25 protein-coding genes are annotated in these 24,705 nt (G+C 46.5%); 6 read left to right on the forward strand and 19 right to left on the reverse strand.

Going from position 1 to position 24,705, the window contains the following annotated elements:
* Positions 1–36: 36 nt before the first annotated feature.
* The 17 genes from glyS to EE116_RS08390 all read right to left on the reverse strand — a co-directional run bounded on the left by glyS (position 37) and on the right by EE116_RS08390 (position 14,795).
* Positions 37–2,070, reverse strand: a complete 2,034-nt coding sequence (gene glyS, locus EE116_RS08310) for a glycine--tRNA ligase subunit beta (RefSeq protein ID WP_122874011.1) — start codon at positions 2,068–2,070, stop codon at positions 37–39.
* Positions 2,067–2,195: a hypothetical protein gene (locus EE116_RS13060; RefSeq protein ID WP_277418948.1), complete on the reverse strand. Its 129-nt coding sequence runs from the start codon at positions 2,193–2,195 to the stop codon at positions 2,067–2,069. Before EE116_RS13060 ends, glyS begins: the two co-directional genes overlap by 4 nt.
* Positions 2,182–3,519, reverse strand: coding sequence for an endonuclease/exonuclease/phosphatase family protein (locus EE116_RS08315; RefSeq protein ID WP_122874012.1), 1,338 nt, complete (start codon positions 3,517–3,519; stop codon positions 2,182–2,184). The genes EE116_RS13060 and EE116_RS08315 overlap by 14 nt, the downstream gene beginning before the upstream one ends.
* Positions 3,516–3,995, reverse strand: a complete 480-nt coding sequence (locus EE116_RS08320; RefSeq protein ID WP_122874013.1) for a tRNA (cytidine(34)-2'-O)-methyltransferase — start codon at positions 3,993–3,995, stop codon at positions 3,516–3,518. The genes EE116_RS08315 and EE116_RS08320 overlap by 4 nt, the downstream gene beginning before the upstream one ends.
* Before the next feature lie 250 nt (positions 3,996–4,245).
* Entirely contained in the window at positions 4,246–5,382 is a 1,137-nt protein-coding gene (locus EE116_RS08330; protein WP_122874015.1) for a tRNA nucleotidyltransferase/poly(A) polymerase family protein, read from the reverse strand.
* On the reverse strand, positions 5,348–5,869 hold the full coding sequence (locus tag EE116_RS08335; RefSeq protein WP_122874016.1) for a CiaD-like domain-containing protein: 522 nt from the start codon (positions 5,867–5,869) through the stop codon (positions 5,348–5,350). The genes EE116_RS08330 and EE116_RS08335 overlap by 35 nt, the downstream gene beginning before the upstream one ends.
* Positions 5,866–6,111, reverse strand: coding sequence for a hypothetical protein (locus tag EE116_RS08340; protein ID WP_122874017.1), 246 nt, complete (start codon positions 6,109–6,111; stop codon positions 5,866–5,868). Before EE116_RS08340 ends, EE116_RS08335 begins: the two co-directional genes overlap by 4 nt.
* Positions 6,108–7,178 (reverse strand): 3-isopropylmalate dehydrogenase, encoded by a 1,071-nt coding sequence (gene leuB, locus EE116_RS08345; protein WP_122874018.1) that lies wholly within the window; start codon positions 7,176–7,178, stop codon positions 6,108–6,110. Before leuB ends, EE116_RS08340 begins: the two co-directional genes overlap by 4 nt.
* A gap of 1 nt (position 7,179) precedes the next feature.
* Positions 7,180–7,662 carry a 3-isopropylmalate dehydratase small subunit gene (locus EE116_RS08350; RefSeq protein ID WP_002952075.1) on the reverse strand — a complete coding sequence of 161 codons (483 nt, stop codon included), beginning with the start codon at positions 7,660–7,662 and terminating at the stop codon, positions 7,180–7,182.
* Positions 7,663–8,325: 663 nt separating this feature from the next.
* On the reverse strand, positions 8,326–9,387 hold the full coding sequence (locus tag EE116_RS08355) for a sensor histidine kinase (protein WP_122874019.1): 1,062 nt from the start codon (positions 9,385–9,387) through the stop codon (positions 8,326–8,328).
* Complete coding sequence (locus EE116_RS08360) at positions 9,368–10,225, reverse strand: hypothetical protein (RefSeq protein ID WP_122874469.1); 858 nt, start codon at positions 10,223–10,225, stop codon at positions 9,368–9,370. The genes EE116_RS08355 and EE116_RS08360 overlap by 20 nt, the downstream gene beginning before the upstream one ends.
* A gap of 17 nt (positions 10,226–10,242) precedes the next feature.
* A complete protein-coding gene (locus EE116_RS08365) occupies positions 10,243–10,917 on the reverse strand; it encodes a response regulator transcription factor (RefSeq protein ID WP_122874020.1) in 675 nt (224 codons plus the stop codon).
* Positions 10,918–11,008: 91 nt separating this feature from the next.
* Positions 11,009–11,608 (reverse strand): LysE family translocator, encoded by a 600-nt coding sequence (locus EE116_RS08370; protein WP_122874021.1) that lies wholly within the window; start codon positions 11,606–11,608, stop codon positions 11,009–11,011.
* A 333-nt stretch (positions 11,609–11,941) separates the two neighbouring features.
* Positions 11,942–12,439 (reverse strand): YfbM family protein, encoded by a 498-nt coding sequence (locus EE116_RS08375; protein WP_122874022.1) that lies wholly within the window; start codon positions 12,437–12,439, stop codon positions 11,942–11,944.
* Positions 12,440–12,670: 231 nt separating this feature from the next.
* Positions 12,671–13,717, reverse strand: a complete 1,047-nt coding sequence (locus EE116_RS08380; RefSeq protein WP_122874023.1) for a type II asparaginase — start codon at positions 13,715–13,717, stop codon at positions 12,671–12,673.
* Between the two features lie 83 nt (positions 13,718–13,800).
* Positions 13,801–14,136: an AzlD domain-containing protein gene (locus tag EE116_RS08385; RefSeq protein ID WP_122874024.1), complete on the reverse strand. Its 336-nt coding sequence runs from the start codon at positions 14,134–14,136 to the stop codon at positions 13,801–13,803.
* On the reverse strand, positions 14,133–14,795 hold the full coding sequence (locus EE116_RS08390; RefSeq protein ID WP_122874025.1) for an AzlC family ABC transporter permease: 663 nt from the start codon (positions 14,793–14,795) through the stop codon (positions 14,133–14,135). Before EE116_RS08390 ends, EE116_RS08385 begins: the two co-directional genes overlap by 4 nt.
* Before the next feature lie 195 nt (positions 14,796–14,990).
* Here EE116_RS08390 and EE116_RS08395 point away from each other — a divergent pair, with 195 nt between their 5' ends.
* A complete protein-coding gene (locus EE116_RS08395; RefSeq protein ID WP_122874026.1) occupies positions 14,991–15,782 on the forward strand; it encodes a tetratricopeptide repeat protein in 792 nt (263 codons plus the stop codon).
* 269 nt (positions 15,783–16,051) lie between these two features.
* Here the strand turns inward: EE116_RS08395 and flgG are convergent, their stop codons facing one another.
* Both flgG and EE116_RS08410 read right to left on the reverse strand, forming a co-directional pair.
* Entirely contained in the window at positions 16,052–16,840 is a 789-nt protein-coding gene (gene flgG / locus EE116_RS08400) for a flagellar basal-body rod protein FlgG (protein ID WP_002948143.1), read from the reverse strand.
* Between the two features lie 584 nt (positions 16,841–17,424).
* A complete protein-coding gene (locus tag EE116_RS08410; protein ID WP_122874028.1) occupies positions 17,425–18,237 on the reverse strand; it encodes a flagellar hook-basal body protein in 813 nt (270 codons plus the stop codon).
* Between the two features lie 434 nt (positions 18,238–18,671).
* On the opposite strand from EE116_RS08410, the gene rpoD reads away from it, so the two are divergent.
* The 5 genes from rpoD to EE116_RS08435 all read left to right on the forward strand — a co-directional run bounded on the left by rpoD (position 18,672) and on the right by EE116_RS08435 (position 24,320).
* Positions 18,672–20,555: an RNA polymerase sigma factor RpoD gene (gene rpoD / locus EE116_RS08415; RefSeq protein WP_122874029.1), complete on the forward strand. Its 1,884-nt coding sequence runs from the start codon at positions 18,672–18,674 to the stop codon at positions 20,553–20,555.
* A 73-nt stretch (positions 20,556–20,628) separates the two neighbouring features.
* A complete protein-coding gene (locus tag EE116_RS12815) occupies positions 20,629–20,979 on the forward strand; it encodes a hypothetical protein (protein WP_241091669.1) in 351 nt (116 codons plus the stop codon).
* A 575-nt stretch (positions 20,980–21,554) separates the two neighbouring features.
* The gene (locus EE116_RS08425) at positions 21,555–22,589 is read left to right on the forward strand and encodes an ABC transporter substrate-binding protein (protein WP_122874030.1); all 1,035 of its coding nucleotides are present in this window, start codon (positions 21,555–21,557) and stop codon (positions 22,587–22,589) included.
* Entirely contained in the window at positions 22,586–23,563 is a 978-nt protein-coding gene (locus tag EE116_RS08430) for a FecCD family ABC transporter permease (RefSeq protein WP_122874031.1), read from the forward strand. The genes EE116_RS08425 and EE116_RS08430 overlap by 4 nt, the downstream gene beginning before the upstream one ends.
* Complete coding sequence (locus tag EE116_RS08435) at positions 23,547–24,320, forward strand: ABC transporter ATP-binding protein (RefSeq protein ID WP_122874032.1); 774 nt, start codon at positions 23,547–23,549, stop codon at positions 24,318–24,320. Before EE116_RS08430 ends, EE116_RS08435 begins: the two co-directional genes overlap by 17 nt.
* Positions 24,321–24,705: the final 385 nt, after the last annotated feature.

Below are 24,705 nucleotides of genomic sequence, written 5' to 3' on the forward strand. Positions count from 1 at the left end.
AGCCGAGTTTAGAAGCGGTATCACCGCTTCTAATGTTTATAGGCTTATCTCTTTTATATCGGCGATCTTGAGGAATTCCGCGTAAATTTGCCCCACGAGCGCAAGGCGGTTTTTACGCACAAGCTCGTCCTCGGCGTTTATCATTACGTTGTCGAAAAACTCGTCTATCGCGGCTTTTAGACCGAAAAGATTTTTTAGGCGTTCGCTGTATGGGCCGCCGGCTTTTACCGCAGCCTTAAAGGCGTCGTTTAGCTTTTTCTCGCTCTCGTTTTCAAATTTCGCCTCGTCTACCGCGCCGAAATTTTCATCCTTGATAATGTTTGCTAGACGCTTAAACGTGCTGAAATTTTGTCTAAAGTCCTCTGCCGCGCAGATCGCGCCTAGAGCCTCGATCGCCTCGCACTGCGCAAGCACGTCGCCTTTTTTGCTAGCTAGGCAGGCCTTTATGACGGACGGGTTCACGTCAAAAAATGTATAAAGCCTATCAAATATAAATCCTATCAGCGCCTCGACGTCAAATTTAGCGTAGCCCTCCGCCGTCTCGCGCAAAAACGCCGCTATATCAAGGTTTAGATTTTCGCTTTGGATGATCTTGATGACGCCGTTAGCCGCGCGGCGCAGTGCATACGGGTCCTTGTTGCCGCTTGGGATCTTGCCCGCGCTAAAGAGCCCGATTAGCGTCTCGAGCTTGATCGCGAGCGCGACGACGGAGCTAAAAATAGTGCTAGGTAGCGCGCTAGCCTCGCCGCTTGGCAGATACTGCTCCTTGATCGCGGTTACGACGTTTTCATTTTCGCCCTTTGCCGCCGCGTAGTAGCCGCCCATCACGCCTTGAAGCTCGGTAAATTCATACACCATCTGCGTGGTTAGATCGGCCTTGCTTAGCATCACGGCGCGCTCTAGTAGCGCCTCGTAGCCCTCTCCCGCGCACGCTTTTAGACGATCGGCGCAGATTTTGGCTAGTCGTTTTGCGACGCCCAGCTCGCGCACGCTCTTTTCATAAGTACTGCCGAGTTCCTTTAGATAGGTGATATTTTTTAGCTTTTCCGGGCCGAACTCATGCGCCAGGTCGCTACGCCAGAAAAACATCGCGTCGCTAAGTCTCGCGCGCAAAACCTTTTCGTTGCCTTTCACGATGAGCGCTGGCTCTGGCGAGATGGCGTTGCTAACGACTACGAAGCGATTAGCGAGCTTGCCGCCCTCAAAAACGGGAAAATACCTCTGATTTTCCTTCATCGAGGTGATGATGACCTCGCTAGGCACCTCCAAAAATTCCCGCTCAAAGCCGCCAAGCAGCGCAGTCGGATGCTCGGTGATCGATACGACCTCGTCTAGCAGCGCCTCGTCCACCTCGACCATTACGCCGTTTTTAGCCTCGATCTGTTTAAACTCGCTCAAAATTTTCTCTCGGCGCGCGTTTTGATCGAGGATTACGCCGATTTTAGGCATCGCGGCGAAATAATCTTTTGCATTTTTAACGGCAAATTTATCGTAGCTTACGCTTCTATGCATGAAAATACTATCGCCGCTTTCCACGTCAAATTTATTAAATTTAACAACCTTGTCTCCAAGCAGGCACAAAAACGAGCGTACCGGGCGGATAAACTCAAATTTACCCTCGCCCCAGCGCATAGATTTGCCAAAATTTAAGCTCAGCAAAAACTTCTCGATCATATCTCCCAGAAGCTCCGCGCTTGGCTTACCCACGACGGGTTTTTTGTAGTAGAGCACCTCTTTGCCGCCGACGGTTTCAAATTTTAGCTCGGACTCTGCGATGCCGCATTTTTTAGCAAAGCTTAGCGCGGCAGGCGTCCATGCGCCGTCTTTTTGCGCGACTTGCCTCGGCGCGCCGATAAACTCGCTAAAACCATCCTCCTGACGCACCGCAAATTTAGGGTGATAAAACGCGATCCTGCGCGGCGTGTAATAAAACTCGCACTCGCTATCCAGGCCGTTTTGCGCTAGCGTCTCGCGCCATTTCGCCGCGACGTTGCCGCACTCTTTTAAAAACGGGATCGCCGGCAGCTCCTCGACGCCGATCTCCACGATCAGTTCTTTTGTTTCGCTCATTTTTTATCCTTTTTTAAATTTTGTCTTCTTTTGCTTCTCTCAAGCGTCTGCGTGACGAATCCGCGCATCAAAAATATCATAAAAAGCACGAATGCGCCCAGCACCAATGCGTCAATTATCTTCATTTTCTATCCAAATTTGGGGTTCGTTTTTATAGTTCACGACGCGAACAGAGGTGAAAACCGCCTCTTTTTCGTTGCGCGGTTTGCCCTTTGCGCCGTAAATTTTAATATCTCCGTACGGCGTGTAGAGTCTGCCGTTTCGCACTTCGCCGCCGATACGGCTAAACATGTCGCCGGGGCGGGCTTGCTTTAGGTTTTTAGCATCCAGCATCTGCTCACGCGGATCTTGCGTTTCATCATAAATTTTCACCGCATAATGCGAGCTGATCTCAAGATTTCCCTTAAATTCATCTAGGCTGTTTACCGCTACGTCCATGACCCAGCCGGGCTTTGCGTCGTTTTTTGGCTCGTAAACGTAGATGCCGCGCTTATCCTGCGCTAGCGTGAAGCCTTTTTTGTCCTTTTGCACGACCGTAGCGCGTTTTAACAAAACTGGCAAATTTGACTTCTTTGATAGCTCGCCGACCCGCGCCTCGGCTATATGTTGCAGCGTATTTTTAGCGTTTTTATGAAAATTTAGCCTAAAAACCAGCGCGAAATGATCCGAAATTTGCGCTCCGTCTCGCTCAACCTTAAAGCTGTTTAAAACGTAATTTTGGCTAAGCGCGTCCTTTGAGAGCAGGACGTGATCAAGCGCGTTTAGGCTAGTGTGCGAGTAGCGCTCGTGCTTTGGCAAAAACGCCCAGAGATTGGCTAAATTTTTACTAGTTTCAAAATCGCCCAACAGCTCTTTATCTCCATATGGCGCGTTAAAATCGCCCAAAACCACGACCTTTTGGGTATCTACTAAGGCTGATTTTAGCGTGATAAAAGCCGTTTTTCGCTGCTTTAGAGGGTTTTTTCTCGCAGGAAAATGCAAATTTAAAAGGCTAAATTTTTGCCCATCAGCTTCAAAATCAAGCTTTAAAATATCTCTGGTTTTAACGTTTGGTACGCTGACAATTTGCGTTTTTTCAGGCTTTATGCGAGACAGCACGGCTAGTCCCACGGGACCGTTTTTACCTTTTGAAAAGGCAAAATATTTATATCCCGCCTCCTTCATCAGCTCTTTTAAAATTTGCTCGTTTTCGATCTCTTGAAGCGCGATGATATCAGCGTTTAGCTCTTTTATCTTTGCGCTTACAGCTTTAAATTTGGCGCTTGCCTTTTTTTCGTTCCATTCCGATTTCCCGACGACGAAATCCTTATACTCGCTGCCGTCGTTTTTGGCGTCAAATAAATTTTGTGCGTTAAACGTGGCGATCTTTAGCTCGGCGCCCGCCGCAAAAACGGCGAAAAACAGAGCCGCAAAAAAGAGCGCAAAGAGCCTATTTGCAGTAAATTTCATAGCGCGCTTCCAAGTCCTGACTGGGCGAAATTTTGCCTGATAGCCTCATAGGCGATGATGCCCGCGCTCGTGGCTAAATTTAAGCTTCTGCCCTGCTCGCCCATCGGGATTTTGATCGCGTTTGAGAAATTTCGCTCCATCAGCTCCATAGGCAGGCCCGTACTTTCGCCGCCGAAAAACAAAAAGTCGCCCTTTTTAAACTCCGCTTCAAAGTAAAATTTATGCGCCTTCGTCGTCGCGTAAAAAAACCTATCCTCGAACTGGGCGTTTGCGTGCAAAAACTCGTCCAAATTCTCCCAGATCACCGGATTTAGCAGCGCCCAATAATCAAGTCCCGCGCGCCTAACGGCCTTTTCGCTGATGTCAAAAACGGTCGGCTTGATTATATGTAGCTTAAGGTTTGCATTTACGCACATGCGGCCGATCGAGCCCGTATTTTGTGGGATTTGAGGATGAACGAGGACGATGTTAAACATTTAAATAGTCGCCTTAGCACACATTTTAAAAGGCGCAAAAGCGCTTGCAGGGCCGCGTAAATTTGAGCTTTTTGCAAGACTTGTAAATTTTAAAAAATTATTTTTTAAGTAGTGTTTAAAAATATCGTCGCAATCGCATCGCGACGGCTTTTTTTTATTTTGAAAATTTATAATTGAGTTTTTTTTCACTTTCGCCTCTTTAAAATAGGGCTTGATTTTAGCCAATTTGCGCTTTTAACTAGGTTAATTTTTAAGCGCGGCTTGACTTTTCGTTTAAAAAATTATCTATCGCCAAGTCCTGCCTGCGCCTTATTTCAGCGCCTATTGCAGCGCCTTTAAAGCCTTGCTTTAAAATCCCCGTAGTGTCGATAGCGGGCTCAAATTTAGCTTCATAAACGCCTAAATTTTTGGCTCTTTTTATGAGGCTCGGCGAGTTTAGCCCGAGCCAGCTTTTTAGCGGTTTATCAATGGCGATTTTTAACAAGTATTTGTCGCTCGGGCGACCCGCAAAAAACGGCTCTTTGACGCAAGCTTCAAAGCTTTTAGGAAGTCCTAAGTCGTAAAAATTTTTAATGCTAAAAAAGCCGTTAAAAAGATACAAAAACTCGCGCTCGTCTTTTTTGCCGTTTTGTTTGGGCAGAAATTTGACTGCGCTTTTTAGTTTTGCGGCAAATTTCGCCGCCTCGGCTCGGCTCAAATTTAACCCGAAAATTTTACCAAGAAGACCTAGTTTATAAAGATACAAAAAGCCAACCTCTTGAAATTTAGCGCCAAAAAGTTTCATCAGCTCGCCGTTTATGCGCTCGCGGCTAAGATCTGAGATACTTAGGCGCTTCATCAGCCCCAAACTCTCGCGCGCGATACGGAAATTTAGCCGCGCGCTAAACTGCACTGCCCGTAGTACCCGCAGGCTATCTTCGGCGAATTTTTCATCGTCGATATGGCGCAAGATGCCTCGCTTTAGGTCGCTCTCGCCGCCGTAAAAGTCCAAAAACGAGCCGTCAAAGATATTTATCATCATCGCGTTTACGGTAAAGTCTCGGCGCAAAGACGCCGCGCGCTCGTCGTCCGCATAGGCGACCTCAAATGCTTTATGCCCCTCGCCGGTTTTGTTTTCGGTTCGCGGCAAAGAAAGGTCGAAATTTTTAAATTTATAAACGAAGTAGTTTTTGCCCACGCCGTAAGCGCCGATTTGCGCCATCAGCGCGTCAAATTTAGCCGGGTCGATACCGTAAATTTCAACGTCAAAGTCGGAGATTTTTTTACCGAGCATCGCGTCGCGAACGCAGCCCCCGACGATATACGCGCGCTTGGTGTAGGGTGCTAGAAAATCTCGCAGCCATTTTAGATTTTTATTTTTGCAAATTTTCGAGCCGATTTTCGACATTTGCCAGCACGAATTCTAAAAATTTAAGCGTTAGCGAGAGCCTGTCTTTTAGGTTTTCCTCGCTGGTCGCGTTTAGCCCTTCAAAAAGCACCAAAATGCGCTCTTTTAGGTTTTTTAGAAATATCTCCTCGCCCGTAAAATTCGCAACCTCGACCTCAAAGGCTTTTTGCGGCGCGGCGGTCAGGTCGGACTCCTGGACGGCGTCAAATTTCGCCGCCGTTTTTTGCGAATTTCCCGCACTATCCAAAGCCGCCTCAAACTCGCTAGCCTCGTCCGCTACGCTTATCTCGCCGACTAAATTTGCAAGGCCCGCGGCATTGGTCAAATTTACGTCGCCGCTTGATACGGGCGTATTTGTTAAATTTATCCCGTCTTTAGTTTCGTTTGTCTCTTGCAATACGTCCTGTTTTTCGCGCGCGGCGTCCATTCGCTCTAGCTCCATCGCCACCTCGTCTATCGCCATTTTCGCTATTTCTTCTAGTTTCATAGTTTTATCAGCCACCTTTTAAATTCGGTTATTTCTTCGTCGGTTTTCATTTTGATGAAAAAGTCTCGCATCTGCTCGTTTACGCCCGTTTTTTTCCTGCTAAGGCCGCTTAGACGCCTTATCGCGGCGATCGCAGCGGCGTTTGTCGGCTCGCGCTTTAGGATGTTTTTATAAACTATCAGCGCATCGTCTTTTAGACCTTGAGCCTCGTAGATTAGGGCTTCTGTGATAGTATTTTTCATTTTTTTATTAGCGAGGCGATGATGCCGCCCATCTCGCTCGTAGAGCAAATTTCTTTAGCGCCAAACTCCGCTATATCCTTCGTCCTATATCCTTGTGCGAGAGCCGCTTTTACGGCGTTTTCGATCGCTTTTGCCGCCTCGTTTTCGCCAAATGAATACCTAAGCATCATCGCAGCGCTTAGTATAGTAGCGACCGGGTTTGCGATGCCCTGCCCCGCGATATCAGGCGCGCTACCGTGGATAGGCTCGTAGATGCCTACCTTGCCTCCGATGCTGGCGCTTGGCAGGAGCCCTATCGAGCCGCACACCATGCTAGCTTCGTCGCTTAGGATATCGCCGAAGAGATTTTCCGTCAAAATCACGTCAAATTTGCTAGGCGCGCGCACGAGCTGCATCGCCGCGTTATCGACGTACATAAACTCCAAATTTACCTCCGGATAGCTCTTTGCTACCTCGCTCGTAACTTCGCGCCAGAGCTGACTGGTCTCTAGTACGTTTGCCTTATCGACCATGCAGACGCGTTTTTTGCGCTTCATCGCGGTTTCAAACCCGACCTTCGCGATGCGCTCGATCTCCTCGCTCGTGTAGGTCATAGTGTTGTAGGCGCTGTTTTCTTTTTTCTCGCGCGGCTGACCGAAGTATATCCCGCCGGTTAGCTCGCGAACCACGATAAAATCGACACCCTGAAGGACTGATGGCTTTAGCGTGCTAGCGTCCACCAGCTCGTCAAATATCATCGCAGGGCGCAAATTTGCATACGCGCCAAGCTCTTTTCGCAGCTTCAAAAGTCCGCTTTCAGGGCGTAGATGGCGCGGCACGCCGTCCCATTTAGGCCCGCCTATGGCGCCAAAAAGCACCGCGTCCGAGTTTAGCGCGCCGTTTAGCGTCTCGCTAGGCAAAGGCTCGCCAAACACGTCGATCGCTGCGCCGCCCATCAAGTAATAGTTATAGCTAAGCTCTAAACCAAACTCCGCGCTAGCCGCATCTAGCGCCTTTATCGCCTCGTCAACTATCTCAGGGCCGATGCCGTCGCCTTTTATCACTGCGATATTATAAATTTTAGCCATTTTATATCCTTGTTTTTGCGTATTCTATGAGGCCGCCGCTTTTTAAAAGCTCTTGCATAAATGGCGGTATCGGGCTAAATTTATACTCTTTGCCGCTCGTTAAATTTACGACCGCGCCGTTATCCACGTCGATTTTTAGTTCGTCGCCTGCGTTTATCTCGTCTGTTTCTTTGATTTCTAGTATCAAAAGCCCTGTGTTAAAGCTGTTTCTATAAAAAATTCTAGCAAAACTCTTAGCTATCACGGCTCCTATGCCAGCAGCCTTAAGCGCCAAAGGAGCGTGCTCGCGCGAGCTGCCGCAGCCGAAATTTTCGCCCGCTACGATGACGTCGCCCGCAGAGATTTTTTTGCTAAACTCAGGATCGGCGTCCTCCATGATGTGAGTGGCCAAGATTTTCTCGTCGGAGGTGTTGAGATAGCGCGCGGCTATGATGATGTCGGTGTCGATATTGTCGCCGAATTTCCAGACTTTTGCTTGTTTCATGATTCGCCTTAAGATTAAATTTGGGCGATTTTATCCAAAAGAAGCTAAATAAACAATCAAAACTCGGCACCTAGCGGTTAGAACGTCTAAATTTAAGATTAAATTTCAGCGCTTCCGCTTGTGAGTCAAATTTTAAATTTTATATAAAAACAAGCTCGCCGAGCAGGGAATTTAATAAACCGCATAAATTTTGAGCGACTAGAAAAGCCGGGTTTCAGAGCGGCGGGATCGCGGTTAAATTTGATTTGGAGGAAGGACGAGATATCGCTAGGATACTCGTCCGTAGATTTTTTGTTTTTACGTTTTGTTAACCGTTAAAATAAAACCACCGCTGCCGTTAGATAGCCCCAAAGCACGGCTCCGATAGCCATAGTTACGTGAGTTACTGCAGAATCTTTCATCTTTTTCTCCTTTATTTTTGGAGAATTATAATGACCTTTTGTGTCCTCAATATGTCCTTTGTATGACTTTTTAAAATTTCGCTTGAGATTTTCGCTTATTCCATCAAATTTACGGCAAATTCGGTTTCGTCGCTCGCGTCAAATTAATTTTTTCGTCAAATTTCGCTCCCGCAAGTCAAATTTGCCGCGTGCCCCACCATCCCCGATAGCTAAATTCGCCCGCTAAAAAGCGCAAATTTAATCAAATTTAGCCGCGGTTTTCTCAAATTTTACGTGCGTTTGGGATTTTCACACTCACGGTCGTGCCGCGTCCTGGCTCGCTTTCGTAGCTTATCTCGCCGCCTAAAAGATGAACGATACGACGCACGATAGATAGCCCCAGGCCGCTACCTTTGCCCTTGTGCGACTCCTCGCATTGATAAAATTTATCGTAGATTTTTTCTAGCTTTTTTGCCTCGATGCCCGCCCCCTCGTCGCTAATGCGCACGACAAGCCCGCCGCCCTCTTCGCAGCAGCTCACGCCGACGTCCGCAGCCGAGTACTTTAGCGCGTTATCCATCAAATTTAGCCAAATTTGCGCTAGCATCGAGGCGTTGCTTCGCACAGTTACGGCGGCTAGATCCAGATCAAACTCACGCCCATCGTACTTTTGCATCAGCATTGCCGTAGCCTTTCGTAGCTGCTCGTCTACGCGCACGTTTTCGTCTAAATTTACGCCCGCCTGGCTATCTAGCCGCGAGAGCAGCAGCATATCCTCGCACAGCCTGCTTAGCGCGCCTGCCTGCTCTTTTATGAGGTCTAGATACTCGTTTCTGCGCGCCTCGTCCGTCTCGTCCTGTGCGATCTCGCAGTAGCCGCTGATGACGCTTAGAGGCGTTTTTAGCTCGTGCGAGACGTTTGAAATGAAATCCTTTTGCATGTAGTCCATTTTTTCCAGCGCCGCCGCGGTCAAATTTATATTTGCCGCCAGCTCGTCTAGCTCGTGCAGGTATTCGCTATCCGCGCCGCGCTTGCAGTTTTTGCGCGCGACCCTAACGGCAAAGTCGCCTCTAGCGATCTTACCGGCTGCTAGTCTAAAGCTCTCGACGTATCTCAAAAAATACGCCGTTACGGCATAAAATATCGCTCCACCCGCGCCCATCACGATCGCGCAAAAGCTGATAATGCCCCAAAACATCCCAAGCTTCATCTCAAATATCCGCTCGTAAGCTATGATCGCCGCCGACGCCGCGACGCAAAGCACGCAAAAGACGAAGATAAACATCGCCGCCGTGTATGTTTTTAAGCTGATTAGGTATTTTTTCTTATTTTGCGTAGTATTCATATTTTATTTCCGTTTTTTTATATAGACCGATCTCTTTTATGTCGCCGTTTTCGTAGTATTTGTCCGCGGGCTTAAATTTGACCGAGGTTTTACGCGTCAAATTTCCCCGCTCGTCCCTGCTTATATCCTTAAACTGCAAGATTTGCCCGATTTTTGCCTCAGAGCCGAAGTAATTTACCGACGTATACTCCATCTCGTCGCCGTTTGCGGCGTAGTAATAAACCCATTTTGAGTTCGGGGCTTGCGTGATTTTTTCGTATTCGCCGTTTGGCTTGCGCTCGAAGCTTATCTCTATGCCGTGGCGCGGCTCCATATTATTTTCTATCCGCGTTAAAACGCCATTTTCGTCGTAGATATAGCTATCGTCCGTCACTAGCGTCCCGCCGGAATACGCCGCCCGAGCGATCATTTTGCCGTCCTTGCCGTAGGTAATTTTCTCCGTGCGCGGGTAAAATCTATCCTCCACGTGCTGCTCTTTGGCCGTCGAGACTAAATTTTCGCCGTCAAATTCGTATTCGTAGAGATAAACGGCGCTATCTTGATATTTTTTGCGGATTAGCCCGTCTTTGCCGTATTCAAACAAAACCGAGCCGTTTGGTACGCCGTTTATGTGCTCGGTTTCTTGCACTATATAGCCGTTTTCATTAAACTCCGTCCGCTTTACGCGCGTATTTTCTAGTGCGCCGTAGCCGTCTATAGAGTATTCGTACTCCGTAGCCGTCATGCTTTTGACCTCGCCTTTTAGATCCTTTTTGCTCCAGTCGCTTTGCGGTAAAACGGCCGAGTTTAGATAGCAAACCGCCGATACCGCCGCTAAAATAGCTTTTAAAATTTTCACTTTATCTTCCCCGCCCCTCACTCGTAAATTTCGCCCTTATAGCCGATACCGCGCACCGTAGCTATCTCAAAGTCCGTGCAGCCTTCTAGCTTGCGGCGTAGCTTTTTTACGTGCGTATCGACCGCGCGCTCGTCGCTATCCGTGTCGTAGCCCCAGATTTCTTGCATGATTTCTAGTCGAGTGAAAATTTTGCCCGGGTTTGAGAGTAGTAAAAAGAGTAGATAAAACTCCTTTGGCGCGAGCTCCACGACCTCGCCGCCGATTTTTAGGCTAAGGGCCGCATAGTCAAGCTCTGAGTTTTTAAACCTCAGCCGCTTGCCGCTAGCGATTTTGGCTCGGCGCAAAAGCGCGTTTATGCGTAGCGTCATTTCCTTTAAATTTACGGGCTTGCTCATGTAGTCGTCCGCCCCCGTGACAAAGCCCTTCTCCATACCCTCCATGCCGCTTTTTGCCGTTATCATGAGCACCGGCAGCGACTCGTCTAGCAGCTTGATTTGCTTGGTTAGCTCATATCCGCTAAGCCCTGGCATCATGATATCGGTGATCACAAGGTCGGCACGCTCGCTCTCTAGCAGCTTTATAGCCTGCTCTCCGTCAAAAGCCGCAAGCGGCGAAAAGCCCTCCTGAGCGAGCTTTAGGCAGATTATTTTATTTAAATTTTCGTCATCCTCGGCGACTAAAATTTTAAACATTTATTTTCCTTAAATTTGCCCCAAATTTAACGGGCAAGGCGATAATTTTTGTCCTATTTTATCAAATTTAACTAGAAATGGGCTGGTAAATTTAGCGAAGCATCATCAAAACGCCGATAGCGCAGATGATAACGGCTGTAAAAATCTCCAAAAGTCGCAGGCGGGTTTGCAAAAATTTCTTTAGTATCGCACCGCCAAGAGCATAGATGCTAAGCGAGCAAAACTCGATAAAAACGAGCATAACGGTGATAGAAAATATACGAGGCAAGCTAAAAGGATCGTTCGCGTCCAAAAAAGTCGGCAGCAAAGCCGATAGAAAAATCCATGTCTTTGGGTTTGAGATGCAGACTACGGCGCCGTTTATAAACATCTGCTTTTTGCTCGGCAGCTGCGATACCATCGTTATACTAAGCTGCCCTTTGCTAAAAAACAGCATAGCGCCAAGATATAGTAGATAAAGTCCTGCGATGACGTTTAAAACCTTAAACGCGAAACTATAATGCGCCAAAACTGCGCCAACGCCTAGCATACAGCAAATCCCCACGAATGCTAAAGATGTGAGCTGTCCTGCCATCATCGGTAGCGCGCGCACGTAGCCCAGACTCATGCCGATACTCATCGCGTAGGCCATGTTGATACCGGGCATCAGGCTAATCGGAAAAAATGTAACGATAAAAAGCAGGTAGTTCATAGTGGGCCTTAAATTTTGAAGAAATAGTAAATCAAATTTAATAAATTTAAGATAAAAAACGGCGGGCGTGCGGCGGAAATTTAGTAAATTTTACTTCAGTAGTCGTTTTTGTTTTTGGATCGAGGCGGAAATTTGATTTGTTATGCGCGGGTACGTAAATTTAGCGGATTTGGCGGCGAAATTTGTTTGCACTTTTTAGAACGGCGGAGTGCAAATTTAGCAAATAGCCTCGTAAATTTACGCTCCGCAAATTTAACTTTATAGATGCGAGTTTAAATTTATCCCAAAAGCGGCTCCGCCGTAGCCAAGCGCCTAACGGGATTTGCCGTAAATTTACGCTATTACGATTAGCACGCCAAGCCCCTTGTCGGCGGCATTTTGATAAAAGCTCAAAAGCCCGTTAAAATGCTCTTTTAGCTCGGCTTTGATATCTTCAAATTCGCTCTCATACTCCCATATCTCGGGATAGGTGCCAGCCTCGCCGAAATCTGTAAAATTTACGTTTGCCAAAAGCGCGCCAATGTCGGTACTCTGCATCGCTTTAGCTACGGCTTTTACGTCGTCTGCGTCCACGTAAGATACCGCCTCGCTCCCCTCCTCGCCCGCCATGCCGCGTCCGAAAATCGCCCAACTAAGCGGGTTTGGCGTAGCAAAAATCTCACCCGCGCTCATCGCTTCAAACATATTTTTGCCAGTTAGCGTTTTATGCATAGCGTCCCACATTTTATCCAGGTCGTATTCGCCCAGCGCCTCGACATCGTCGCCGCCACCGTTTTTGATCGCCTCGATAACGTCTTGCATATAGGCGTAGTAGTGCGCGCTCATTCCCATTTTCGCTCCTTAAATTTAAAACAAAAATTATACCGAACGATAGCTAAAATTTACGCTTGCAAATCGCCGTTTAGCGCGTAAATTTTAAACGCAAATTTAAGATAAATTCGTCGCAGCAAAAGCCGCCGAAAAAGGAAATTTACAAAAGAGACGGCGGACTATAAATTTAACAAATCCGCCGTAATATTAAATAAGTGCAAATATCGCGAGATATCCGCTCAAACTCAAATTTTAGTGAGTTAAGAAAAGCTCCTGTATCTTTGCCTTATCCGTAGTCTGCGTAAGCGCAAGCATCAAAAGCACTCTAGCTTTTTGCGCGTTTAGGTTGTCGCTAGCTAAAAAGCCGTATTTACCGTCGTCCACCTCACCGTTTAGCGTGGTTTCGCCGCTACCTACGCGGGAGTCGCGCACGACTACTATGCCAGCTTTGACCGCTTCGCCTAAAGCCTCAAGCGCGCTTGGGAATGGATTTCCGTTACCCATGCCGGCATTTATGATGCCTTTGGCTCCGTTTTTCACGGCTACGTTTACGAAGTCAGGGTTGTCGTTTGAGTGGCTGTAGATGATATCTACTCTTGGAAGCTCTTTGATCTTCGTGATGTCAAATGCCGAATTTACGGTGTGTTTACGAACCGGATTCATGTAAAATTTGACGTTGCCGTAAAACACGGTACCGATCTTGCCGCTGTTTGGAGATTTAAATGTATCGACCGCGGTAGTGTTGGTTTTAGTCACCTCTCTAGCCGCGTGGATCTCGTCGTTCATCACGACTACTACGCCCTTGCCTGCGGCTTCTTTACTCATCGCGACGTTTACGGCGTTAAAGATATTTAGAGGGCCGTCCGCGCTTAGCGAGCCGCTGTTTCTCATAGCGCCCACCATAACGATAGGTTTATCGCTTTTGACGACTAAATTTAGAAAATACGCAGTCTCCTCCATCGTATCCGTTCCGTGCGTGATGACGACGCCGTCGGCCTTGCCGCTAGTTAGCAGCTCGTTTACTCTGTTTGCGAGCTTAAACCAAACTTCGTTGTTCATCTCCTGAGAGCCGATGTTTGAGATCTGCTCGCCTTTGATGGTCGCTATCTTGTTGATATCGGGTACCGCAGCGATCAGTTTATCGACCGTAACGGTTCCTGAGGTATAGCTCGTATCAAGAGCTCCAGAGCCGCTGCCAGCTATCGTGCCGCCCGTGGCTAAAATGTAAATAGTAGGCTTTGCAAAAGCCAAAGTCGCTCCTAAAAGCATGAAAATCACCGCCTTTACTGCAAAACGCATGTTTGCTCCTTGTATTGAGATGTTACGAGGATTTTAGCGTTTATTGCTTAAATTTATTATTAATTATTAATTTTTATTTTCAGTTAAATAATCCTAATAAGCGTCATATATATCGCCGTCGAAGCCGCGATACTAAGCAGGGTATTTTTAAATTTCAGATGAATTAAAACCGCGCTAAAAACGGCTAGTGCTTCGTTTAGTCCGTACGGATAAACGTCAAATTTGATGTCCTTTAGCCCGTAGCACACCAAGACGACCATTATCATCAGTCCCATGTGTCGCTCCACGGCCGTTAGCCACGGACGCGGTTTATAGTTTTTGATGACGTAAAACGGCGCGGCACGCGTCAAAAAGGTCGCAAACGCGCTTAGCAAAACGGCGGCGAATATCATCCACTCGCTAGAACTCACGCCTATCAAAGCTTATCCTTAAAAACTAAAATAAAAATAAAGCAAAGCGCCATCGAGCCTACCAGCATCGCTTTAGCAGGCATGAGCGCTACGCCGGCGACTCCAAACAAGGACGCAGCACCCAGCACTTTATAGTTCTTATCGTTTTTAAACATCTCCATCACAATCACGATAAAAAGCGCCGTCAAGCTAAACTCAAGCCCGCTCGTATCGACCCTAATAAGCTCGCCGGCTAGGCATCCGACCGCCGTACCCGCCGCCCAGTAAAACCACGAGAGCAAATTTAAACGCGTAAAAACATAGCTACGCTCCGCCGCGTCCGTGATTTTGAGCGCCTTAAATATCGCAAAAGTTTCGTCCGTGAGAGTCGCGATATTAAAAAGGCGAAATTTGAGATCTTTGTACTCTTTTAAAAGTGCGAGTCCGTAAAAAGTATGACGTAAATTTACGAGGTAGCTCACGATAAAAACCTCTAAAAGCCCCGTGCCCGCGCTAAAAAGCGAGAGCATCATAAACTGCGCCGCGCCGCCGTATGCTAGCGTGCTAAGAGCGATGGCGATAAATGCGCTAACGCCCATGCTTTTAGCCAGTATCCCAAAAGCGACGCCGAGGGGAAAATAGCCCATAAATATCGGAACGCTAAGCTTAAAAACGTAACTAAAATGCAAAAATTTTCCTTAATAAAAGCGCGATGATAGCTAAAATTTTAATAAATTTGGATAAAGGCGGCGATTTGAGCAAATTTGAGCCAACACGCTGTGGGCAAATTTAACCAGACTAAATTTAGCGTTTAGTATAAAATTATCCGCATTTTAATAATAAATCTTATAAAATAGCGTTAAATTTTTTATAGGAGCAAAAGCATGAAAAAAATAGTCATAACAGTAGCCTGCGGGATGGTTTTGTTTGCAGCGGGCGATAATATAGAGGTGCTACAAAAAGCTTGCGATAGTGGAAATGCAAAAAGTTGCGCAGCTGTCGGGCTTTTATATGAAAAAGGTCAAGGCTTAGAACAAGACTACAAAAAAGCTAGAGAACTATTTTTTAAAGCTTGCGATTTGGGAGGAGCAATAATGTGCAGTGCTTTAGGTTTTGCATATGAGACAGGCCAAGACGTAAAACAAGACTACAAAAAAGCTAGCGAACTATACTCTAAAGCTTGCGATATGAGAGATGCAAACGCTTGCGAAGCTCTTGGACTCTTATATAACGACGGTAAAGGTATAAAGCAGAACCATAAAAAAGCTAGTGAGCTATTTTCTAAAGCTTGTGATATAGGAGATGCGATGGGCTGCTATAATCTCGGGGTTTTATATAATGAAGGTAATGGCGTAAAGCAAGACTATAAAAAAGCTAGAGAGCTATACTCTAAGGCTTGTGATATGAAAAATGCGATGGGTTGCTATAATCTTGGGAATTTATACTCTAGTGGACAAGGCGTAAAGCAAGACTATAAAAAAGCTAGAGAGCTATACTCTAAGGCTTGTGATATTGGACATGTAGACGGCTGCTATAATCTAGGAGTTTTATATCTTAACGGCCAAGGAGTAAGGCAAGATAAAAGAAGGGCAAAAGAGTATTTCGGTAAGGCTTGCGACATGGGAGAGCAAGGCGGTTGTGATTGGTATAAAAAACTAAACGAGCAAGGATGGTGAGATAGGATGCTAAAAGGCGGTAAATCAAGATAAATTTAGCCGCCTTTGCGCCTCGCAAACAAAAACCGCGGCGTCCGCAATATTTAGCCTAAATTTTACTCAAATTTAGCTTTCGCTAGTCGCAGCGTAAAAACCGCTAAATTTGGCCTAAATTTAGCCCCAGCCCGCCAAAAAACGGCAAAAGCGGGCAAAATTTAAAAAGCCGCCCGCTCCGTCAAATTTACAAAGCAAATCTCAGACTAGGCGGCTAAATTTAACCTATGTTAGGGCTATCTCTTTAGGCTATTTACGATCGAGAGCATATCGTCGCTCGTTGTGATCGCCTTTGAGTTTGCTTCGTACGCGCGCTGACCCGTGATGAGGTCGGTCATCTCTTCGACCAGTTGCACGTTACTCATCTCGACGAATCCCTGCCTGATCGTACCCAGACCGTCAAGACCCGCCGTACCGACTACGACCTCGCCGCTAGAGCCAGTCGGCAGATAGAGGTTGTCGCCCATGGAGTGTAGGCCTGCAGGGTTGATAAAATTTGCTAGCTCGATACGGCCTACCTGCGTCATCTCGGTGTTGCCCGGTTGCAATACTGAGACGGTGCCGTCGGTACCCACCGAAACCTGCGTGGCGTCGGCCGGGATAGTCATCTGAGGCTGGAGCACGTAGCCGTCGGAGTTTACGATCGTACCCTCGCTATCTAGTTTAAAGGCGCCGTTTCTAGTGTACGCCGTCGTACCGTCCGGAAGCTGCACCTGGAAAAAGCCGTTACCCGCGATAACCATATCGAGATTGTTGCTCGTTTCTTTAAAATAACCTTGCGAAAATATCTTCGTTATCGCCGTCGGACGCGCACCTAGACCAACCTCGATACCCGTCGGGCTTTTTGTCGTGGCACTAGTTGCCGTGCCTGCATACTCCATGACCTGATACATCAGATCGGCAAACTCGGCGCGGTTTTTCTTATAGCCGATAGTGTTTACGTTTGCGATATTGTGCGACGTAACGTCGATCTGGGTTTGTTGGGCGATCATGCCGGTGGCGGCGGAATAAATAGACCTCATCATTTCATTTTCCTCTTTCTACAGGCGCGTCGCGCTTTGGTTTTATACGTCGTTGTGTTTTATTTTGACTTCGGTCACATACGCTCAGTATGCTCCCTTGTCAAAATAAAACCTACCTCGTCTAATCCGCAAATCGCTTCCGCTTAGTCATTACCTTAGCTTTGAGCGCCTTATCTTTAATTTGTTAATTTGTTTAATTTGCAAAAAATATTCCAAATTTGCAGTCTTAAATTTTACGCTTTTGCATAAAACCGTCGCCGACTGTTTTTATGCCTGGCGAGCGTCTAAAATTTACAAATTCAGCGCGATTTCTCGCATTTCTTAACTATTTAGCAAAAGACGTTCCAAATTTGCAAATTTGGGAAAATTTGAAAATATTTTGGTGGAAGTATTTTGAATTTATATTAGCGGCAGGGTTTTTAATATATAGCGATTTATGTTTATTAAAATTTAAAAACCTTAGCGGAAATATCTTTGAGCGGATTTGCGAGTTGTGCAAATTTTTACGAACGAGACTAGGCACGTAGCCTGTCGCCGCTAGTAAAAATTAAATCTCTCGCAAATACGTCAAAGAGATAACGCTAAATTTAGACTTTCATGTTAGCAAGCTTACTTATAGCTTCCTGATTTAGATCATCCATATGGCTCGTCATCACCTTTTGATACATCTCGACAAAGCGCTGCGTCTCGATGAGTCCGACCATCTCGGTCACGGCATTTACGTTGGAGATTTGAGTGTATTTCCACGCGACCGCGTCTATCTCGCCACCCACGTCTTCAAGCTCCTTTAAATTCGGCAAAACATAGAGATTATCGCCCTCTTTAGTTAGATTTCGTATCTCTTTTGGCTGCGCGATATAAAGTCTAGCTAGCGGCTCCTCGTTTGAGTAGAGATTGCCGTTTTTATCTGCGGAAAATCGCTCGCCCTGCGGGATTTGGATACCTTGAAAATTATTCGTAAAATAATCGCTCGGCAGCACCTTGTAGCCCTCTTTGGTTACCAAAAATCCGTCCTCGTCGAGATTAAACGAGCCGTTTTTAGTTAGGCGCACGTCGCCGGGCTTTACCTCAACTAGGAAAAATAGATCCTCTCGCTTCATTGCAAAGTCAAGGTCGTTGTTTGAAAATTTAAGTCCGCCCTGGCTAAAATCCACGTATTGCTCCGAAATTTGCGGCACTCTATCGATAGTTCTGTTTAGAAATTTGGCCGCGTCCTTCGTGTGATTTTCTATCGGTAACTCGTCGCGGTACTCTTTAAAAATCCTCTCAAAATCACCCACTACAACGTCGTCGCGCTTAAAACCGATAGTATTTATGTTGGCAAGGTTGTTTGCGATGACGTCTAGGCGGTTAAACTGCGTCACCATGGCGCCGGTTGCTTGGTAGTAGCCGTTGTTCATTTACTTTTCCTTATTTTGGCGACTCGTCTCGTGAGCGTCTTTGAATGTGTTTGCTAAAATTTAGCTCGGCAGGCCACTCCGCCTAGCCTACGCAAAATTTTAGCAAACACATTCAAATCCATCTCACGATACTTCGCCTATTTCATTAAATTTATGCGCGTATCTTGAGCGCATACTTCGTTGGTTTTTTGCTCAGCTTCGGTTACGTATCATATATACGCGCCCTCGCCTCGCAAAAATCCGCCTCGTCTGCGTCACAAGCTACTTCCGCTTGCTTTATTGAGTGTTAAGTAGCAACTTTCGTTCCAAATTAAATTTAATAAAATTTTCAGTAAATTTAGCCTACTTAAAAGTGCCCGAATAATCGTATTTTTATTAATATTTAAAGAAGTTTGGGTATAATCCTCGTTTTCTACAAAAAGAAGGAATCCCAAATGAGTACCGCAAAAAAAGAGGCATTGTCGCTCATAGAAGAGCTTTTCAAAGAAAATGCCAAAGGCTATATCACTTACGAAAAACTTGTTAAATTTCTAGACAAAGCGCCGACGGCAGCGATAGCAAAAAAACTGGAATCGCTGGCAAAAGAAAATAAAGTCCAGCTCATAACCTCGGCTGAAATCGCAAAAATGCGCAACATCGAAGATGCTAAAAAGCGCCGCGAGGAGCTGGCCAAACTAGCCGACGACAATCTGGAAGAAGAATTTGACCTCGCCAGCGAAACCGATCTGCTCGAGTGGTCGCGCTCGGATAGTCCCGTGCGTATGTACCTACGCGAAATGGGTCAAATCGCACTACTAACCAAAGAGGAAGAAGTAGAAATCAGCAAAAAAATCGAGCTTGGCGAAGATATCATCATCGACGCGTTTTGCTCGGTACCATACCTTATCGATTTTATTCTTGACTACAAAGAGCCGCTTATAAACCGCGAACGCCGCGTAAAAGAGCTTTTTAGAAGCTTTGACGACGAAGGTGAGGAAGGTAGCGAAGAGGTCGAAGAAGAGGAGGAAAACGAAGAAGTCGAGGATGATGTCGAGGAAGGCGAAGAGAAAGAAGCCAAGCCAAAAAAACACAATAAAAAAGACGACAAACGAGCTGAAAAAGTGATCGAGAGTTTTAAAGCGCTCGAAAAGGCCAAAAAAGAGTGGCTAAAAACTGCAAATAAACAAAACGAAGTAGAGACTGATGATGAGTTTTTAGCAAAGATAACGCTTGCGTTTAAAAAGAAAATTTTAAAAGACAAGCTAATGGATTTAGGGCCTACTAGTAAGCTCATAACCGAGATCGTAAAGTCTATGGAAACAGCGCTAAAGAGCGACGATGAATTTGATAGAGAACTCAAAAGACTCGAGTATAAGCTACCTATGTTTAGCGACGAGCTAAAGAAAAATCACAAGTCGATCCTAAAAGATATCATCAAGCTCAGCAAAGAAGATATAATCGCGCGAGTGCCCGAGGCTACGATGGTATCAACCTACGTGGAGATCAAAAAGCTATTTGCGACCAAGGAAGCGAGCAAGAGCGGATTTAACCTCGATCCAGTACTTTTAAAGGAAATTTTAGAGCAGATCAAACGCGGCAAAAAGATATCCGACGAAGCAAAAGCTAGGATGGCAAAATCAAATTTACGCCTAGTCGTAAGCATCGCCAAGCGCTACACGAACCGCGGTTTGCCGTTTTTAGACTTGATTCAAGAGGGTAATATCGGGCTAATGAAAGCGGTCGATAAATTTGAATATAAAAAAGGGTATAAATTTTCGACCTATGCGACGTGGTGGATACGTCAGGCTATTAGCCGTGCTATCGCCGATCAAGCCCGCACTATACGCATACCTATCCATATGATAGAAACGATAAACCGTATCAACAAAATCAACCGAAAATACCTACAAGAAGAAGGCAAAGAGCCGGATATAAACGTAATCGCAGCCGAGGTCGGACTAAGCGCGGACAAGATAAAACAGGTCATCAAAATCACAAAAGAGCCTATCAGTCTAGAAGCCCCTATCGGCAACGAAGACGACGGTAAATTTGGAGATTTCGTCGAGGACAGAAGCTCTCTAAGCCCTATGGATCACATCCTAAAAAACGACCTCAAAGAGCAGATTGACGAAGTCCTAGACCAGCTAAACGAGCGCGAAAAAGCCGTCATCAGGATGAGGTTCGGCCTGCTCGACGACGAGAGCGACCGCACGCTAGAAGAGATCGGCAAGGAGCTAAACGTAACCCGCGAGCGCGTACGCCAGATCGAAAGCTCTGCTATCAAAAAACTAAAACACCCAAAAGTCGGTAGAAAACTCAAAAACTACATCGAGGGCTAAATTTAGCCCTCCTTTTTCAACAGATTAACGCAAAAACCAACTATCAAATTTAAAGAAAAATCCAAAAGCAAAGATGGATCAGCAACTCCTAGCTGAGATAAAATTCCGCGGCATAGCTTCTAATATTTTACTAATCGGCGACTGTATGTCTATTTGGATTTTGTGCGAATTTTGCAGCCGCGTTTCGCTGGCTGGTTTCTTGACCGCCATATTTTTTATTTGCCTTGTCTTTCTTGCGTCGATGATTTTTAGGCTTCTTGCCGCTAGACAAATCTCCAAACTCTCCGCAAGCAAACTTTTTACCAAAACCTTCTCCGCGTTAGTCACGGCGGCGCTACTATCGATTTTATGGCTATCTATGGCATTGTATTCGGTAAGTCAAGTCGGATTTGGTGCGGTAGAGTATGCCGCGGCACAGATTTGAGGCTCTTTTGTTGACAATGCTTATGCCATAATCGGAGCAGTCGCAAATAATTTTTTAAATACGCAAGGCACTCCTCTTACGATATTTCTTACTATAGACTCTATTCTAACTATCTACTTTTGGTTTATGCTTGGCACGTCGTATTACCCACTCGGCAAATATATGCAAAGTAAATTTTTCTACTTCTGCGCCAGCTTAGCCTTTATACGCACAGCGCTTTAGCTTATCTATATTTCGCCACTTAAAGGTTCAGTAACTCCATATGCACTGCTTACGATAGCGATCTTGATCCAACTTTGCGAACTAGCGACTTGGACTAAAATCAAAAACATCGCTCTTGCGTAGTCTTAAAATTTATAAATTTCAAATTTCATCGCAGCTACCACGCTTGCCGTTTCGCTAAATTTATCAAAAACTACACCAATGCCGCCCCTCAATTTTACCCGCAAAACAAAACCTGCAAATTTATAATAAATTCATCACCATTTTTGTAATATACTACTATTTATTTATGGGTTAAAAATACCAATTTTAAGCCAATAAATAAATATAATTTAAAAACTTAAGGAAAAAACATGAGCAAATTTCACTCTTTCGCGCTAGCCCTTGCGCTGTGCGCGAGTTCGCTTTTTGCCGATCGAGTCATAACCGATCAGCTAGGCCGCGACGTCACGCTACCGGACGAAGTTAAGCGCATAGTCGTGCTTCAGCACCAAAGCCTAAACGCGCTCAATGAGCTAAACGCGCTAGATAAGGTCGTCGGCGTGCAGGAGTCATGGGAAAAGTCGCTCGGTAAAAACTACATCCGCCTAGCCCCGAGCCTCAAAGATATGCCCACACCGGGCGATCTAAAGGTCATCAACTACGAAGCGGTACTTAGGCTAAAGCCCGACGTCGTGATCGTCACGAACTACATCCCGCAAGAATGCATCGACAAGATGACGGAGCTCAAAATCCCCGTCGTCGCCGTTAGCTTTCAGCGCAGCGACGCCGCCGATAAAGGCAAGCTAAATCCGACCTTCAAAGACGACGAGGCGGCCTACACCGAGGGCTTTTACGACGGCATAGAGCTTCTTGGCAAGGTCGCAAACCGCGAGAAAGAGGCCGCCGAGCTCATAAGCTTTGTTAAAACCTCACAAGAGCAGCTAAAGGCTAAATTTAGCGACTTCATCGTGGATAAGAGACCTAAAATTTACATGGCAAATCCAGATCTCACGACCTACGGCAGCGGCAAATACACGGGCATAATGTTTATGCGAGCCGGCGCGCAAAACGTCGCGGCGCAGAGGATCAAGGGCTACAAGCAGGTATCTGCAGAGCAAGTTTTAGCATGGGCGCCGCAGATGATCTTCGTGCAGGATCGCTACCCTCAGGTGCCCGCCGAGCTTAAATCCAACCCGCAGCTTGCAAATTTAAGCGCAGTCAAAGAGGGTAAAATTTACATGATGCCCGAATACGCCAAAGCGTGGGGCTATCCGACTGCCGAAGCCATGGCGCTTGGCGAGTGGTGGCTAGCGATGAAACTCTATCCGAAGCACTTTGACGAGGCTGAGTTTAACAAAAAAGTAGAGGAATTTTATCAAAAATTCTACCGCACGAGCTATAAATGAAATTTTCCGCCCTGCTGCTGATCTGGGTCCTGCTATTTGCGGTATCGCTTGGCATCGGGCAGTATCCTGTGAGCCTAGAGGAGACGGGTAAAATTTTACTCAGCTCCTCTGCCGATGAGACGGCAAAGAGCGTGGTGCTTGATATCCGCATCCCGCGCGCCCTACTTTCGAGCCTTTGCGGCGGGATACTGGCGCTTAGCGGTCTCGCGCTTCAGGCGGTGTTTAAAAACCCGCTCGTAGGCCCGCACATCGTGGGCGTTAGCACCGCGGCGGCATTCGGCGGAGCGCTTTGCATCATGCTTGGCTTTGGCTCCTATTTTATCGTGGCTTTTGCCTTCTTTTTCGGTCTCACAGCGCTTTTTATGCTCTATTTTATCGCTAAATTCGTCTCTCGCAGCGATGTCTTTTCGCTCATCCTAGCAGGCATCGTCATAAACGGCGTTTTTGCCGCGCTAACGAGCCTTGTGCAGTATCTAGCCGACAACGAGGACGTGCTGCCAAACATCATCTACTGGCTGCTTGGCAGCTTCGTGCGCGCAGACTACGACAAGCTCATCATGCTCACCGCCGTTTCCGCGCCCTGCGTCGCGGCACTCATCGCGATGCGGTGGCGGTTTAACCTACTCAGCCTCGAAGACGGCGATCTAAAGGTGCTGGGCGTAAATATCGTACGGCTACGCTCAGTCATCCTCGTCGTCTGCACGCTGCTAGTCGCCGCGCAGGTCAGCGTCAGCGGAAACATCGGCTGGATCGGGCTTGTAGTGCCGCATGTCGCTAGGATGATATTTGGCAGCGACCACTTGCGCTCCATGCCCGCTTGCTTCGTCGCGGGAGCCGTTTTTATGCTCGCCATCGACGACGTATCGCGCTCGATCAGCTCTAGCGAAGTGCCGCTTAGCATCATCTCCGCGCTCATCGGCAGCCCGATATTCGCCATCCTCCTAAAAAGGAGCGCCGATGCGAACAGAAGGTAGTTTGCTCGCGATCAAGGACGCGGGATTTTTCTACGAAGAGGGCAAATTTCTTTTTAGAAATTTAAGCTTTGAGATTGAGCGCGGTCAAATTTTAGCGATCTTGGGGCTAAATGGTCAGGGCAAAAGCACGCTGATGTCGTGCATGATGGGCATTTTGGGTTTCAAAGAGGGGCAGCTTTTTACGCAGGCGAAATTTGGCTTTTTGCCGCAAAGCTTTAGCGTGGCGTTTGATTACAGCGTGCAGGACATCGTAGCGATGGGGCGCGTGCGCGATATTTCGCTATTTTCAAAGCCGAGCAAACGCGACGTGCAGATCTGCCTGGACGCGCTTGAGAGCCTTGAAATTTCGCACCTAAAAAACAAGCGCTTCAACTCGCTCTCGGGCGGCCAAAAGCAGCTCGTGCTCTTTGCCAGAGCGATCGCGAGCAAGAGCGAAATTTTATTTTTAGACGAGCCTGCCAGCGCGCTTGATATCAAAAACCAAGACCGCGTGCTAAGCCTCATCGTAAATTTGAAGCAAAAAAGTAGCGCCAGCATCGTTTTTACCACGCATCAGCCAAACCACGCCCTTGCGGTGGCGGACCGCACGCTTATTTTAAAAGACGATCTTAGCTACGTTTATGGGTTTAGTGCCAAGATTTTGAACGAGGAAAATTTAAACGCGCTTTACCGCGTGCGGATGAAAACGGCGAAATTTGACGTTGCCGGCGAGCAGATAAGCAGCATCACGCAAATTTTCAGCGCACAGGTGAGATAAATGCCCGCGCTCTTTTGGTTTTAAATTTAACCACTGACGATAGATACGACGATAAATTTACAAAAAACGACGATTATCCAAAATTTAGCGTCAAAATTTGGATAATCAAATTTACCGCAAATTTAACTCCAAACATTGTCTGATTTTAAATTTAAGCCGCCAAACCTCGTAAAATCGTCCTAAATTTAAGCTCAAATTTCTTGCTAAAAAGTTAAAATAATGATTTAACAATAAGCAAATTTAACCACAAAAATCAGCCGAATTCGACTCAAACAAATCAAAATTTAGAAGGAAAAATTTGAAAAATTTTAAACTCTGTCTTAAATGCCATTTCTCAAATGCCTACAACGCCAGCAGAGGCCAGAAGGCTTGGTATTTGGGCTTC

The sequence above is a fragment of the Campylobacter showae genome, assembly GCF_900573985.1.
In the GTDB taxonomy this organism is placed as follows: domain Bacteria; phylum Campylobacterota; class Campylobacteria; order Campylobacterales; family Campylobacteraceae; genus Campylobacter_A; species Campylobacter_A showae_E.